Origin of the sequence: Flavobacterium chungnamense (assembly GCF_039539165.1) — a bacterium.
GTDB classification, from domain to species: Bacteria; Bacteroidota; Bacteroidia; order Flavobacteriales; family Flavobacteriaceae; genus Flavobacterium; species Flavobacterium chungnamense.
The window spans coordinates 125,955-140,678 of record NZ_BAABCS010000016.1 but is presented as its reverse complement, the minus strand read 5'-3'; the positions used below and the strand labels follow the sequence as shown (position 1 = coordinate 140,678).

At 30.9% G+C, this 14,724-nt stretch carries 12 protein-coding genes; 5 read left to right on the top strand and 7 right to left on the bottom strand.

All coding sequences use genetic code 11. The features are described from left to right. The first annotated feature begins 3 nt into the window (after positions 1 to 3). The 3 genes from ABD771_RS08655 to ABD771_RS08645 are packed head-to-tail and all read left to right on the top strand — an operon-like array spanning position 4 to position 3,290. Positions 4 to 1,638 (top strand): S41 family peptidase, encoded by a 1,635-nt coding sequence (locus ABD771_RS08655; RefSeq protein ID WP_345093588.1) that lies wholly within the window; start codon positions 4 to 6, stop codon positions 1,636 to 1,638. Beyond that, positions 1,638 to 2,453 (top strand): OmpA family protein, encoded by an 816-nt coding sequence (locus ABD771_RS08650; protein ID WP_345093586.1) that lies wholly within the window; start codon positions 1,638 to 1,640, stop codon positions 2,451 to 2,453. Before ABD771_RS08655 ends, ABD771_RS08650 begins: the two co-directional genes overlap by 1 nt. A 3-nt stretch (positions 2,454 to 2,456) precedes the next feature. Continuing rightward, positions 2,457 to 3,290, top strand: a complete 834-nt coding sequence (locus tag ABD771_RS08645) for an OmpA family protein (RefSeq protein WP_345093584.1) — start codon at positions 2,457 to 2,459, stop codon at positions 3,288 to 3,290. Here ABD771_RS08645 and ABD771_RS08640 read toward each other — a convergent pair. From ABD771_RS08640 to ABD771_RS08615, 6 genes are all read right to left on the bottom strand, one after another. Continuing rightward, positions 3,287 to 3,742 carry a GNAT family N-acetyltransferase gene (locus tag ABD771_RS08640; RefSeq protein WP_345093582.1) on the bottom strand — a complete coding sequence of 152 codons (456 nt, stop codon included), beginning with the start codon at positions 3,740 to 3,742 and terminating at the stop codon, positions 3,287 to 3,289. The two genes, ABD771_RS08645 and ABD771_RS08640, sit on opposite strands and share 4 nt — an antisense overlap. A gap of 1 nt (position 3,743) precedes the next feature. Next, entirely contained in the window at positions 3,744 to 4,727 is a 984-nt protein-coding gene (locus ABD771_RS08635; RefSeq protein WP_345093579.1) for a DUF4837 family protein, read from the bottom strand. A gap of 39 nt (positions 4,728 to 4,766) precedes the next feature. Continuing rightward, positions 4,767 to 7,103 carry a LysM peptidoglycan-binding domain-containing protein gene (locus tag ABD771_RS08630; protein WP_345093576.1) on the bottom strand — a complete coding sequence of 779 codons (2,337 nt, stop codon included), beginning with the start codon at positions 7,101 to 7,103 and terminating at the stop codon, positions 4,767 to 4,769. A 101-nt stretch (positions 7,104 to 7,204) separates the two neighbouring features. Next, entirely contained in the window at positions 7,205 to 8,392 is a 1,188-nt protein-coding gene (locus tag ABD771_RS08625) for a phosphoglycerate kinase (RefSeq protein ID WP_345093572.1), read from the bottom strand. Positions 8,393 to 8,469: 77 nt separating this feature from the next. Next, positions 8,470 to 8,631, bottom strand: coding sequence for a hypothetical protein (locus ABD771_RS08620; RefSeq protein WP_345093569.1), 162 nt, complete (start codon positions 8,629 to 8,631; stop codon positions 8,470 to 8,472). Further along, positions 8,621 to 10,582, bottom strand: a complete 1,962-nt coding sequence (locus ABD771_RS08615; protein WP_345093565.1) for a hypothetical protein — start codon at positions 10,580 to 10,582, stop codon at positions 8,621 to 8,623. The genes ABD771_RS08620 and ABD771_RS08615 overlap by 11 nt, the downstream gene beginning before the upstream one ends. 228 nt (positions 10,583 to 10,810) lie before the next feature. Here ABD771_RS08615 and ABD771_RS08610 point away from each other — a divergent pair, with 228 nt between their 5' ends. Both ABD771_RS08610 and ABD771_RS08605 read left to right on the top strand, forming a co-directional pair. Further along, positions 10,811 to 11,959, top strand: coding sequence for a DNA polymerase III subunit (locus tag ABD771_RS08610; protein ID WP_345093562.1), 1,149 nt, complete (start codon positions 10,811 to 10,813; stop codon positions 11,957 to 11,959). 98 nt (positions 11,960 to 12,057) lie between these two features. After that, positions 12,058 to 12,441: a DoxX family protein gene (locus tag ABD771_RS08605; RefSeq protein WP_345093559.1), complete on the top strand. Its 384-nt coding sequence runs from the start codon at positions 12,058 to 12,060 to the stop codon at positions 12,439 to 12,441. On the opposite strand, the gene ABD771_RS08600 is transcribed toward ABD771_RS08605, so the two are convergent. Continuing rightward, positions 12,438 to 14,708 (bottom strand): helix-turn-helix domain-containing protein, encoded by a 2,271-nt coding sequence (locus ABD771_RS08600; protein ID WP_345093555.1) that lies wholly within the window; start codon positions 14,706 to 14,708, stop codon positions 12,438 to 12,440. The two genes, ABD771_RS08605 and ABD771_RS08600, sit on opposite strands and share 4 nt — an antisense overlap. Between the last annotated feature and the right edge of the window lie 16 nt (positions 14,709 to 14,724).

Below are 14,724 nucleotides of genomic sequence, written 5' to 3'. Positions count from 1 at the left end.
ATTATGTTTCAGTACTTTAAAAAAAGATATATAATTCCAATTGTTGCCTCGGGTTTTTTATTTGTTGGCGCTAGTTTCAAAGACGATTTTTTTGAAATTGCCAAGCAAATTGAAATTTTCACAACGCTTTTCAAAACCGTAAATCAAAACTATGTTGATGAAGTAAATCCTTCTGAATTGATGGATAAAGCTATCAAAAGTATGTTAGCAGATTTAGATCCGTATACTAATTATTTCAACGAACAAGATGTTGTAAAATTTAAAATAAACAACACTGGCGAATATACTGGAATTGGCGCGATGATTACTCGAAAAGAAGATAAGCTAATCATAAAAGAACCTTACAAAGGTTTTCCTGCAGATAAAGCAGGATTGAAAGCTGGTGATGCCATTATTCAAATTGGAGATGTGCTTTTAGCAGATTTTAAAGAAGACGCGTCTCAATTATTAAAAGGAGCCAAAAACACTAAAGTTGAAGTAAAATACCTTCGTCAAGGAAAAAAACTAACAGCACAAATCGTTTTAGATGAAGTAGAAATAAAAGCCGTTCCGTTTTTCTCAAAAATTGATGAAAAAACAGGATATATTGTGCTTTCTGCTTTCAACAGAAAAACCACTCAAGAAACCAAAGAAGCACTTGAAAAACTAAAAGCTGATGGTGCGGAAAGAATCATTTTAGATTTAAGAGGAAATCCGGGAGGTCTTTTGAACGAAGCTGTAAATGTGTGCAATCTTTTTGTGCCCAAAGGTGAAGTTATTGTAACAACTAAATCTAAAAATCCTAAGTATAATGTTACTTACAAGACTACTAAAGAACCTATTGATTTACAAATTCCACTAGCTATTATTGTTGATGGAAAAAGTGCTTCGGCTTCAGAAATTGTTTCTGGTGCTTTGCAAGATTTAGATCGTGCCGTTGTAATTGGTAGCCGAAGTTTCGGAAAAGGTTTGGTTCAAAGACCAATTGATATGACTTATGGAACTCAAGTAAAAGTTACAATTTCTCGATATTATACTCCATCCGGAAGATGTATTCAGGCATTAGACTATTGGCATAAAGACAAAGACGGAAAAGCTACTCGTACAGATGCCTCAAAATATACAGCTTTCAAAACCAAAAAAGGAAGAACGGTTTATGATGGTGGAGGAATTCAGCCTGATATAGAATTGGAAGAAACTAAACTAAGCACTATTGCTGAGGTTCTTCAAAAAAACGATGGTATTTTTAATTATGTAACTAATTACTACTACAAAAATCCTTCACTTGGAGATAAAATTCCAACCATTACCGATGCAGATTTTGCAGACTTTAAAGCATTTTTAAAAAAGGAAAAAATTAGCTTCGACACCGAAACAGAATTGGCGTTGAAAAACACTTTAGAAAAAGCAAAAAAAGAAAAGATTGACGAAACTATAAAAGTTCAATACGATCAATTATTTGCTGCTCTGCAAAAAAGTGAAGAAGCACTTTTAGATAAAAATCAGAAGGAAATTAAGAAATTAATTCTGGATGAAATTATTAAACGTTATCAATACAAAGAAGGATTGTACCAATTTTATGTAAAAAATAATCCAGAAATTGCTAAAGCGAGTTCTATTTTGGCTAACCCAACTGAGTACAACAAAATACTACAATAATGTTTCGATTTTTAAAATATTTACCCCTTTTGTTTTTTGGTTTTGTTTCTGCCCAAGAGGAAGCAGTTTATTCTGTTTATTTTGAATTTGATAAATTTTCTTTAGATGAAAAACAAGCCAAAGAAGTAGTCAATTTCATTAAAAATATGGATTCTACAAGAATTGAATCAGTACAAATTTTTGGTTATACCGATGACATTGGAAAAGAAGCTTATAATTTTAAACTTTCTACAAACAGAGCCAATACCATCCAAAATAAGCTGATAGAAAATGGTGTCAAAAACAAAATCATTGTTACCATTGAAGGAAAAGGTAGAATACTTATAGATGATGATATTGTAGATAATCTTCCCGAAAAACGCTCTAAAAATCGCCGTGTGGACGTTGTTTTAAACCTAAAAGAACTTCCTAAATTGGTTTTGCCTGGGTTTTATAATATGATTCAAAAAAATCATGTGGTAGGCGATCATATTTATCTTGAAAATATTCTTTTTGACAAAGGTAGCAGTCACCTTACAACTAAAGCCAAAAGTGAATTAGATAAGGTAGCGCTTTTGTGTTTGAGATATAAAAACATTGAGTTTGAAATTCAAGGACATGTTTGTTGCACTCCACCCAATCAAAAAGAAGCTATTGATAAAGACACTAAAAAACGTCAATTATCAACCAATAGAGCACAATCTGTCTATAAATATTTGGCATTTAGAAGAGTTCCAAAAAACAGAATGACATTTAAAGGATACGGAAATACTGTTCCGCTTGGTAAAGAACCAGAATATGACCGACGTGTTGAGTTGGTAATTACCAAGATATAATTTATGAACCGAATTTATTTGTTGTTACTTTTTTGTTGTTCCATTCTATATTCACAAGAAGAACAAAAATCAATTGTAGTTTTATTTAATTCAAACGAATTTGCTTTATCTTCTGAAGCTGAAGGAACTTTAAGTGCTTTTTTTTCTGATGAAACTTTAGTCATTTCATCTATTTCAATTGAAGGTTTTTGTGATGATGTTGGTTCTGATGAAAACAACTTAATTTTATCAACTAATAGAGCGCAATCTGTTGAAAATTTTTTAAAAAAAGAATTTAATCTGAATTGCAACTCTATTCTTGGCAAAGGTGAACTTCCTTTGATGAATTCTTCTGTTGATGAATCAAGAAAAAACAATAGAAAAGCTATTCTAAAAATTACTTTCTCTAAAAGTTCTGAAGAAAATATTTTATCAAACAAAGACTCTGAAAAGCGTTACAAAAATTACAAAACTTTTTCAGATAAATTAGTTGTTGGTGATAAAATCATTATCAAAAATCTACTTTTTAAAGGTAGTCTAACGATTTTTGAAAATCCAGAAGAAGCAATAATCGAGCTGGAAAAAATTGTAACTTATCTAAATGAAAATCCCAACACAACTATCGAAATTCAAGGTCATGTTTGTTGCATAGGAAGTGCTCACAGCGATGCTCATGACCGATTTTCTGGTAAAAATAACTTATCTCATACTAGAGCACAAAAGATATATGACTATTTAATTGAAAAAGGAATCTCGACAAGCAGAATGACACACATGGGTTACGGAAGAAAATATCCTATTCCTGGTGGAATTGAATCTGATAATAAGCGTGTGGAAATTTTAATTACAAAGGTTTAATACTCTCTTTTCATTTCAATATGCGGAATATCGTCTTCTAGATACATTTCACTTGTTTGAACAAAATCATGGCTTTCGTAGAATTTCTTCAAATAAAGTTGAGCTGAAATAGTTATTTTGGTTTCCTCAAAATAAGTTTCTATCCCTTCAATTGCTTGTTGCATCATTTCGTGTCCAAACTTTTTATCGCGCGCTTCTGGATGAACAATAACTCTTCCGATGGAAGCATTATCGAAATAGTCTCCAGCTTTAAACAATCTTGCGTAGGCTACAATTTTGCCTTCTAACTCGCCAAGTAAGTGTAATGCTTTTTCATCTTTGCCATCAATGTCTTGATAAACGCAATTTTGCTCCACTACAAAGACAAGAGAGCGGAGTTGCAACAAAGAATATAGTTCTTGAAGAGAAAGCTCGTTAAATCGCTTTATTTTCCACTGAATGTTTTCTGCCATTTTATTTCTTTTTTAAAAACTGCACCGATTTAATAATGGATTCCAATTCAAACATTAAATCTCTTTTTTGTTTTGATGGTGCGTAGCAAAATCCTTCAATTATTAAAATTCTGTTGTTGGTTTTGTCAATAATAGCATAATTGATGAATGGTCCATTCATTGATTCGTGAAGTAATTCCCAATTTCCTTTAGTTTCAAATGTTTCTTTATTGAAAATTTTGGTTTTAGAAAAATAAGGTGAAAATGCTGGTTCTGTAATCATTCTGGTTTTTGGAACAGCTCCATGAATGTATATTCTGCCAATTGAATCGCGAATTTGAATTATTCTGTTGACAGCTTTACTGTTATCTTTAATACTATTAAGTGGTACTTGATAAAAAACCAAACTCATGTTGCCACTTGTAATGTCTTTTTTAAACCAAATAAACCTTTTTCCATGCATTACCATTCGGTATTTAGAAGGAATGTTAATCTTGATGTTGAATTTTTCGGCAACTTTTTTAAAATCTAAAACCGAATCTTTTTTTATTCTGTCTTGAAAAACCTTAATTTCAGAAGTTTTTATTCTGCTTATAATAAGCGAATCATTTGCTTGAATGGTATCTAAAATCTCTTGAACCGTTTTGCCTGAAACATGAACAACTACTTGAGGATTAGCATATTCATTATTTTCAATTCTAAACTGACTTTTAGCCTCTTTTTTAACTACAATAATATTTCTACTATTGCTCATAAAACCTTCTAGTAGTTTTACTGGATATTGATTCAAAGTAAAAATGGGTTCTTCTTGAGGCAAACCTACAACTGGAGAGGCAAATTTATTTCTCACGCTATCGCCTATTTCTCCATTCCAAAGTTGGTCGTCAATAATAACGGCAACTTCGTTAGTTTTTCGGGAAGTTTCACTTGTGTTCTTAACTTCTTTAGAATCGCAAGAAGTTAGAAAAATAACTACAATAGAAAATAAAAAAAGGGCTTTATTCATGATTAGAAATAAAGCCCAAATTTATGTAAGATTTTTGTATTATCCGTTAATTTTTAATTTCATTCCAGGTTGGATACTTTCGCCTTTGATATTATTCCATTTTTTAATGTCTGAAATGGTAACTCCAGGGAATTTTTGAGAAATACTAAATAAAGAATCTCCTTTTCTTACTTGGTACATTTTCTCTTTAGCTTTCTTCTGATTGGCTGCATAATCGTTTTTCTTAGCTTTTTTATCAGCTATTGAAGCGATTTCTTCTTTACCAACTATTAGTTTGTCACCTTCTTTGATATTTGTATCTGAAAGCGAATTTAAGTCTAATAAATCATTAACTGTTGTATTATATTTTCTAGCAATAGTTCCAAGATATTCACCTTTACCAACTACGTGTTCAATGTTTTTTAGTTCTCCTTTAGAAATTAATTCCTCTTTAGCTTCTGCTAAACTTTCACCTGAAATAATTAATTGCGTTCCTACTTTTACATTGGTATCAATTAAATTGTTCCATTCTTTAATGTTTTGAACTGTTACATTGTTTTTCTTAGCAATAGCAGTCAAATTATCACCTTTAGCTACAACATAATAGTTTTCAGATTTTGAAGTTGTGTCAACTTTTTCTTCTTTTTTTGCTTTAAAAGTTTTTGGTTCAACTAATGCTATTTCTTCTTTTTTAGATGCAAAAGGCTGTTTAACTTCTTTCTTAACGGTTGTAACTACTTTCTCGTTTTTAATGATTTTTAGGTTATCTCCAAGTCCAATATTGCTTCCTTTTATTTTGTTCCATTTCTTAATGTCTGCAACAGAAACTTCATATTTATCGGCAATTTCACCAAGTACATCACCTTTTTTAACTTTATGATATTTAGTAACATCTTTGTAAGTTACCACTTTTTCTGTCTTGAAAACTTTTTCAGCTTTTACTTCATTTGAAGCAATACTAGCGTTTTCATTAGAAATTACTTTAGGCAATTTGGTTATAACTGAATCGGCTTTTGAATCTTTTTTGTCTTTGTAAGCTATTCTTTCTGTAGAGACAATCTTAAGATTTCTTCCTAATGGAGCCTTATTACTCTTCAATCTATTCCACTTTTTGATATCACCAATTGAAACTTGATATTTATCTGCTATTTCACTAAGATTATCACCTTTCCTTACTTTATGATATTTTGTTCGAGTTACAAATTCTCTCTCGGCAAAAGCAACATTAGTAGAGTCATTTTGTTTTACAGATGCTAGACGCTCATAAGGACGTTCTCTTTTATCTGCTTGATATTTTACGTATGCATAAACCTTATCTTCATTGGAAGCAAAAATTGCAATCTTATCTTTTGGTAATCTCAAGAAGTTTTTTTCACCAGAAATTGCTGGAATTTCATTTCTCTTAAACGAAGGATTGAAAAACTGGATTTCAGCAACTGGAACATCTAACAAATCTGAAATTTGCTTGAAAGTCATGTGGTTTTTAATCATAATTGTGTCAGTTGCAAAATGATTAGCGACTGCTTTATTTGGAACTATTCCATGCTCTTTATGATATTCAAAAATATACATTGTTGCTAAAAAAGCCGGAAGGTATCCTTGAGTTTCTTTTGGAAGGTTTTTTCTAATGTTCCAATAATTTTGTTGACCTCCTGAACGTCGAATGGCTTTAGCAACATTTCCAGGACCAGAATTGTAAGACGCTAAAACTAAATCCCAATCACCAAAAATTTTATACATATTGGTCATGTATTGTGTTGCCGCTTGACTTGCTCTTAAAGGATCGCTTCTTTCATCAACATAGGAAGTAATGTTCAAACCATATTGTTTTCCTGTTTGATACATAAATTGCCACAAACCTGTTGCGCCAACTCTAGAAACCGCTCTCGGATTTAAAGCAGATTCGACAACTGCAAGATATTTAATTTCTAATGGGATGTTTTGAACCGCTAAAGCTTCTTCAAAAATTGGAAAATAAAACTGAGATATTCCCATCAAACGTTCAAATCCTTTTTTTCTATTTTTTAAGAAAGATTTGATAACATTTTCTAAACCAATATTGTACTCAATATTGAAAGGTGATTTTTCGTCTAATATCTTTAAACGTTCTTTCAATAATTCTGTTGGCAATTCATAATCAACAGGTTTATCGATATCAATGTTTTTTATATCTTCTAGAAGAGTGCTGTAAACGTCTAAAGAGGTTAATTCTTTCATCCAAAGACTATCAATACATGAAGCCATTTCGTCATTAACGAAAGTAGCTTTGATTGAATCTAGGTAGGACATTTTGGTCTCTTTTTTTACAATCGAATCTTGTTGTGTTGCAACTTCTTGTCCGAAAACAACTGAAGAAGCAACCAAAAGAAACGTTGTTAATTTATTTTTTATAATCATATTTTTTATTCTCAAAAATTTGTTAATCAGCATTTTATGCCTAAATGCAAAGTTACTAACTATAACGCAACAATGTGTTTAATTATTGTTAAAGTGATTTTTTAGTCTAAAATGGCTTGAATACCTGGTAAAACTTTTCCTTCGAGCATCTCTAACATAGCACCACCACCAGTTGAAACGTAGCTCATTTTATCTTCTAATCCAAACTGTTTTACAGCAGAAACTGAGTCACCGCCACCAACAAGTGAAAAGGCGCCATTAGCAGTAGATTCTGCAATATACTCACCTAGAGTAATGGTTCCGTGAGCAAATTTTTCCATTTCAAAAACACCTAATGGACCATTCCAAAGAATTGTTTTTGAATCCATTATAATTTTTTTGAAATTTTCTAAAGATTTTGGTCCAGCATCAAGTCCTTGCCATCCGTCAGGAATTTCACGAACATCAACAATTTGTGTTTCTGCATCATTTGAAAAAGCGTTGGCAGCAACAACATCTACAGGAATATGAATGTGAACATTCTTTAATTTAGCTTTATGTAAAATTTCTAAGGCTAAATCTAATTTATCGTCTTCACAAATAGAATCTCCAACTTTTCCTCCCAAGGCCTTGATGAATGTAAAAGTCATTCCACCACCAATAATCATGTGGTCTACCTTATCTAAAATATTTTCAATAACTGTGATTTTAGAAGAAACTTTAGAGCCGCCAAGAATAGCGGTAACTGGTTTGACAGAATTATTTAAAACTCTATTCAAACTATCTATTTCTTTTGCCAAAAGCAATCCGAAACATTTTTGACTTGGGAAAAATTGTGCAACAATTGTTGTAGAGGCATGAGCTCTGTGAGCAGTTCCAAAAGCATCATTTACATAAATATCTCCAAGCTGAGAAAGTTCTCTAGCAAAATCAATATCTCCAGCTTCTTCTTCTGGATAAAAACGTAAATTTTCTAGTAGTAAGACTTGACCTGGTTTTAAATTTTCGGCAGCATTAAAAGCAACTTCTCCTCTGCAATCTGAAGCAAATTCAATATTTGTTCCAAGAACTTCTGAGACTGTTTTAACGATATGTTTTAAAGAATATTTTTCTTCTTTTCCTTTTGGTCTTCCTAAGTGAGACATTAGAATTACACTTCCGCCGTCCGCAAGAATTTTATCAATTGTTGGCTTTGCGGCTTCAATTCTATTGGTATCTGTAACATTAAAATTTTCGTCTAACGGAACATTAAAATCTACTCTGATTAAAGCTTTTTTATCTTTGAAATTGAAATCTTTTAAGGTTTTCATTTGAATTGCAGTATTAATTGATATTAATCTGCAAATATAAGTATTTTGTTTTTTATTAAAAATGAGAAATATCAAGTCTACTCACTATCTGTTTCTTCGTCACGTACTGAGTGTATTTTTACTCCTTCACGTCCAAAAATACTTGATTTAAATTCAATTTCTTGAATAATTTTTGGAAACATATTTTTCTTTTCTATAACTGATTTGTAGATTCCGTATATAAGTATATTAATCGTCATTGTCTGTAATTAAAGAGTTGTTATTGTTTACTGATAAAATCCAAAGTTTACCTTGATAAGTATTATTTATTTTAGATAAATACAATGCTTGCGCTTCTTGTTCATTTTCAACCTTTTTTAAATAAACATATTTATAGTTATTCATTGGGTTAATTAACACTTTGGGCGTCAATCCTTTTGCTTTTAGTGAATTGAAAAAGTTAACCGAATTTTCTGAAACTGAAAACACATTGGCAACAATATAATATCCTCTTGGTTCATTTGGTATTGAAACAATCTGAACATCAAAAAGTTCTTTTTTGTTTGATTCTTTTATTGTAACTACTTGTTTGCTAGGCAACTCTTTTTTACTTGCATCGGCTATCAAATCATTGTTGTTTTTGTTGATTGCTAAAATCTGAATTCTATCTTCGTATGTATCGTCTAGTTTTGAAAGATATAAATCTACTATTTCATTTAAATCATTGTTCTTCTTTAGATAAACATATCGATAATTGTTTAAAATATTAGTAAAAAAGTCTGCTTCAATATCTTTTGATTTTAGAAAAGTTACGAATTCTATTGCGCTTTGCTCTGATTTGAAAATATTAGCTATTATATAATAACCCGAAGTTACTGATGAAATTGATGCCGTTTGAACCTCAATAATGTTATTTTTACTATCGATAAAAGTGTTTTTTCTATTTCTGTTAATAGATGAACTTGTTCTATAATCTTCGATTAAAAAATCTTTATTGGCTGGTATAAATTTTAATAGATTGTTTTTTGAAGCGACTTTTAATGGTTTATCATCAGTTGCAGCATAAATAATTTCGTCAGTTGATGGCGTTACTTCTACTCCAAACGCTGTAAAAAACATAAAACATCTATCACCATTTGATTTAAGTCTTAAAGTAGCTTCTTTTATATTATTTCCTATTATTGTATTATTCAGATTTGGTATTGTAAACAGACAAGTGTCGTAACCTAGTGTATTTTTACTATCAGGATATCTATTAATGAAATTCTGATTTTCTATCGTAATAGAGCTATTAAAAAAGTTGTTGTCTTTTCTAATATTTGTGCTTAATGGTGTAAAAAATTTACTTTCGTTAGAACTAAAAAGTAATTGATCTCCCAAGAGATTATTATCGCCTTCTAAAGTAGCACAGGCAATTTTAGCTCTAACATTTCCTTCAGGTAAAGTTTGAAATCCATTAAATACAATATCTGTTGACTTGTCTGTAACACCCGCGAAACCATCATAGCTTGTTACAAATTTTCCACTCATATTTTGGTCCTCATAGACAACAAAAATAGTCCATCCTGCTGAAACACCACCTTCGATTATCCCTTGAGTTGCTTTCACATTAGCAACTGAATAAACACCAGAAGCATTTGATAATGCTTTTAAATAATCTGTAATATCAGCGTAAACTGCGTAGGGAGCAATTTCATCAAACTCATTTTTGCCAGCACCATCAAATAGTACTTGACCTGAAATATCTATGTATTTCTCATTATTAGGTAACTTTAATTTTACACTAGAAAAAGTTCCTCTCGAAGCATCTGTTGGAACAAACTTTTTTTCTGATTTTTGAATTCCTGTATTGTAACGATAGGTTGCAGACCAATATAATCCTGCATAGACAATTTTTTTTCTGTTTGAATTATCAAGATATAACTCTGCGCTACTTGAAGAAAAAGTAGATTCATCTTCATCAATATCAATATAAGCCATATCAAATTCATCATTCAATTTGGCATACGAAGTAAGATTATAGTATGGCTCGTTTGGCCCACTTGTAAAGTCAACTCTGTTTACGATGTTATTGGCAATTATAGTCATATCACCTTTAACAAATCCTTGGTAACGAATTTTAAACGGAACCGAAAGTTGAGCAAAATTGGTTGCGCAAACCAATAGCATAGTTAGCAAAACTATTTTTCGAAGAGTAATTTTAGCATTCATAATTCTAAGTTTTTTAGATTGGGGTCTTTAAAACATTTAAAACAATGGTTATTAACAATTCAAAATTATAATAAATATCGACAAAATGTGTTTTTTCAACGACTAAATGCTGTTTTTTAATGTTTTTAGAGGGTGTTTCCTGCTGTTTTCTAATATTTTGAACGTTTTTTCTTACTTTTTTTATAAAGTTATTAACAAAATAAATGCTAATTTTTATTATCTTTGCTTATGCAGTTTTCAGAAATTTTAGGTCAAGAACATATTAAAAACCACTTAATTAGAAGTGCAAGTCTTGGAAGAATTCCACATGCACAACTATTTGTTGGTCAAGAAGGATGTGGAACTTTAGCAATGGCAATTGCTTATGCACAATATATCGTCTGCCAAAATTCTGAAAATGAAAATATTGGACAGAATGAAGCTTGTAATTTAAAATTCAATCACTTACAACATCCTGATTTACATTTTGTTTATCCAACTGTTTCTACTGAAGATGTAAAAACAAAACCAAAAAGTTTAGATTTTATTCAAGAATGGCGTCAATTCATTGCTGAGAATGTTTATGGTGGCTTATTTGATTGGTACAAAATATTGGGAGTTCAGAATAAACAGGGAATGATTCGTGTTGAAGATGCTTCTGAAGTATTAAAATCATTAGCATTGAAATCCCATGAAGGAGGTTACAAAATAATGATTATTTGGATGGCAGATAAAATGAATTTAGATGCTTCCAATAAACTTTTAAAATTACTTGAAGAACCAACAGATAAAACAGTTTTTATATTAATTTCTGAAAACGAAGAAGATATAATTCAAACTATTCGTTCGCGTTGTCAAGTATTACACTTTAATGCTTTGCCAGAAAGTATTATAACTAAAGCTTTGGTTTCACGTGAAAATATTGATGAAAAATTAGCCAATAAGATTGCTCACCAGTCTCAAGGAAATTATAACAAAGCTTTACACATCTTAAAAGAAGATAATGACGAGTTGCCTTTTGAAAAGTGGTTTGTAGATTGGGTTCGTGCTGCATTTAGAGCAAAAGGAAATGCTGCTGCTATACAGGATTTAATCACCTGGAGTGAACAAATTGCAAGTTTGGGTCGTGAAGCACAAAAGAAATTTTTAAATTATTGTATCGATATGTTCCGCCAAGCATTATTGCTAAATTATCAAGCTGAAAAATTGGTCTACATGGAACCAACGGTTGATAAATTTAAACTAGAAAATTTTGCGCCTTTTGTAACTGGAAACAATATTACTGAAATTTTTAAAGAACTATCAGAAGCATCGTATCACATTGAACGCAATGGAAACGCAAAAATAATTCTTACTGATTTATCAATAAAACTTACTCGATTAATTCACAAAAAATAAACTATGAAATCGCCATTAATAACTTGTTTGCGCAAGCAAACCCCAATAAATAAAAAGGCGATACCATATATGACCGCTAAAAAATAAATTTTACATATATGAATAATACTGCATCTGTTTTGGTTTTGGTTTTTCTAACTATAACTTTCATAATGTCGGCACACGATAAGCTTTTTCATTGGAATGATAATATGGCATGGATGAAACCTCATTTTGAAAAAACTATATTAAAAAACTATGTTCCTCAAGCTGTTGGAGTTTTAGTTTTTTTCGAATTAATAGCAGGAATTTCTTGTGTTGTAGGAATCATCGAACTTTACATTAATGGTGGCAGAATGTTTGGTTTTTATGGTGCCGTTTTTTCTTGTATCTCACTACTAATGATGTTATTTGGTCAACGATTGGCAAAAGATTTCGATGGAGCTAGAACGATAGCTATTTACTTTGTTATAGCTATTTTAGGCGTTTTTTGGTTGAGTTAAACATTCAAACTCGCCTTAAACATTCTTAATTCTTCCCAAGAAAAATCGTCGCCTAATTGTTCTTTCATTGGTGTTAATGACTCTTCTTTGTAACCATAAAATGCTTTAGTTAAAATTTCAATTTTATCTTCTGGCATAATATCGTTGATGCTAACGGCTTTATCTTGAATAAGTTTTGTAAAATGTGATAAAATTGTTGCAACAGTAAGCTTTCTCAAATTGGCAATTTCTTCTATTGTATTTCTTTCTACCCAAAGTTCATAAGTGATTTGAGACGTTGGTTTTTTTGGCGTTTTTTCTGACTTCTTTTTCTTTGGCTCGTAATAACTAACGCCTTCTTTATCTTCTATCAAATTAAGATTGTTTCGTTTGAAATCTTCAACAACTCTCTCAATTTTGTTCAATTTGTAATTCTTTATTTCTGTTGAGTTTAAACTTTCTTTGCTAATGGTCTTTCTATTCATAATCGTTTCCATTAACAATTTAGCTTTCATTAATCGCAAAACAGCTTTGGTTTGTAAATCTTCCAGATCTAACAACTCATCATAAAATTGTTTTACTAGTTTGACTCTTTTTATTTCTTCAATTTTGTATAAAATTTCATATTCTAGCTTGTCTAATTTATCAAAAAAATAACTGTAAGCTGCTTGAATTCTTTCATTTATGTATTGATAATCAGTGTTTTCTTGTGAAAACAACTTATTTAACTGAGAAATAAATTTCCTAGACGGATCAATAATTGAATCACAAAGTTCTAACTGTTGCGTAGACCAATTGGCAGATTTAGACTTTACAGATTTATCACTATCAAGGTAACTAAATTTATGATTACGCCATTCTTGAGCAAGTTCAGTCCAATTAAAACTGTTTATTAAATAATTATGAATAAAGCTCTTAGTTTCATTTTGTAAAGCATTTTCTAAGTGATCTTCTGATGCTTTATTCAAAGAATAATCCATTACATCTTGATCGTTAGAAATTCCGTTCATTCTTAACTGAGAAAGTAAAATTAAACCGTTTAAAGAACGTAAACGAGAAAGTGCAACATACGCTTGTCCTGGAAGAAAAACTTGCGAAACATCGAGCGCTGCTTTGTCAAAAGTTAGTCCTTGACTTTTATGAACGGTTATTGCCCATGCCAATTTAATTGGATAATGAACAAATGTACCCAAAACCTCTTCTTGAACCTCTTTTGTGTTCTCGTCTATTGAATATCTAATATTTTGCCATTCATATTTTTCAACTTCAATGGTTTTATTTTCATCTGGAAAATGAATCATTATTTCTTTTTCTGAAATAGATTTTACGAAGCCCATTTTACCATTAAAGAATTTCTTATCAAAAGACAAATCATTTTTAATAAACATGATTTGAGCTCCAACTTTGAGCTCTAATTTTTCTTCAATTGGATAAATCTTATCTGGAAAATCACCAGTTATTTCGGCATAATAGATTTTTGATCTTCCTTCTAAATCTTGAAGAGATTCTGAATTTATTGTATCTGCTTTTACGTTATGTGTTGTAAGTGTTATGTAACCTTTATTTGCTTTTAAATCAAAATCTGGTTTAACAAACTCATTTAAAATTTGGATGTCGTTTTGCGTTATTCGATTGTTTCTCAAATTATTAAGCACCGAAATAAAACGATCATCTGTTTGTCTAAAGATCTTCGAAAGTTCAATATATAAAGGAGGATTTTGTTCGATAACATGTGAATGAAAAAAGAATTTTCCTCTGTAATATTGTTTTAAAGTTCTCCATTCATCATCGCGAATAACAGGTGGAAGTTGTAGTAAATCACCAATAAAAAGTACTTGAACTCCTCCAAAAGGCTGCGTTTTTTTTCGAACCGATTGCAACATAAAATCCATAGCATCCAATAAATCGGAACGCAACATACTGACTTCGTCGATAATCAGCAATTCCATATTTTTTATTACGGATTTTTTTAATCCGCTCATTTTGAAATGTCTACGAAGTGTAGATCGGCTTTCAAACTTAGAATTTTCTGCAAATTGTGGTGTAGAATTATCCGGAATAAACCCACCAAAAGGCAATTGAAACATTGAATGAATTGTTACGCCACCGGCATTTAAAGCGGCAATTCCTGTGGGTGCAACAACTACACAATTCTTGTGAGTGGTTCTAATAATTTCTTTAAGAAGAGTAGTTTTTCCGGTTCCTGCTTTTCCTGTAAGGAATACAGAACGGTTGGTTTGGTTAATAAATTGCAAAACATATTTTGCTTCTGCTGATACAAATTCCATGGCTTATATTTTAAAA

What these genes read in the sequence shown, in the direction of transcription:
- ABD771_RS08615 (WP_345093565.1), bottom strand. Translation starts at nt 10,582, where the DNA reads ATGAATGCTAAAATTACTCTTCGAAAAATAGTTTTGCTAACTATGCTA.
- ABD771_RS08645 (WP_345093584.1), top strand. Translation starts at nt 2,457, where the DNA reads ATGAACCGAATTTATTTGTTGTTACTTTTTTGTTGTTCCATTCTATAT.
- ABD771_RS08635 (WP_345093579.1), bottom strand. Translation starts at nt 4,727, where the DNA reads ATGAATAAAGCCCTTTTTTTATTTTCTATTGTAGTTATTTTTCTAACT.
- ABD771_RS08605 (WP_345093559.1), top strand. Translation starts at nt 12,058, where the DNA reads ATGAATAATACTGCATCTGTTTTGGTTTTGGTTTTTCTAACTATAACT.
- ABD771_RS08640 (WP_345093582.1), bottom strand. Translation starts at nt 3,742, where the DNA reads ATGGCAGAAAACATTCAGTGGAAAATAAAGCGATTTAACGAGCTTTCT.
- ABD771_RS08625 (WP_345093572.1), bottom strand. Translation starts at nt 8,392, where the DNA reads ATGAAAACCTTAAAAGATTTCAATTTCAAAGATAAAAAAGCTTTAATC.
- ABD771_RS08650 (WP_345093586.1), top strand. Translation starts at nt 1,638, where the DNA reads ATGTTTCGATTTTTAAAATATTTACCCCTTTTGTTTTTTGGTTTTGTT.
- ABD771_RS08655 (WP_345093588.1), top strand. Translation starts at nt 4, where the DNA reads ATGTTTCAGTACTTTAAAAAAAGATATATAATTCCAATTGTTGCCTCG.
- ABD771_RS08610 (WP_345093562.1), top strand. Translation starts at nt 10,811, where the DNA reads ATGCAGTTTTCAGAAATTTTAGGTCAAGAACATATTAAAAACCACTTA.
- ABD771_RS08620 (WP_345093569.1), bottom strand. Translation starts at nt 8,631, where the DNA reads ATGACGATTAATATACTTATATACGGAATCTACAAATCAGTTATAGAA.
- ABD771_RS08630 (WP_345093576.1), bottom strand. Translation starts at nt 7,103, where the DNA reads ATGATTATAAAAAATAAATTAACAACGTTTCTTTTGGTTGCTTCTTCA.
- ABD771_RS08600 (WP_345093555.1), bottom strand. Translation starts at nt 14,708, where the DNA reads ATGGAATTTGTATCAGCAGAAGCAAAATATGTTTTGCAATTTATTAAC.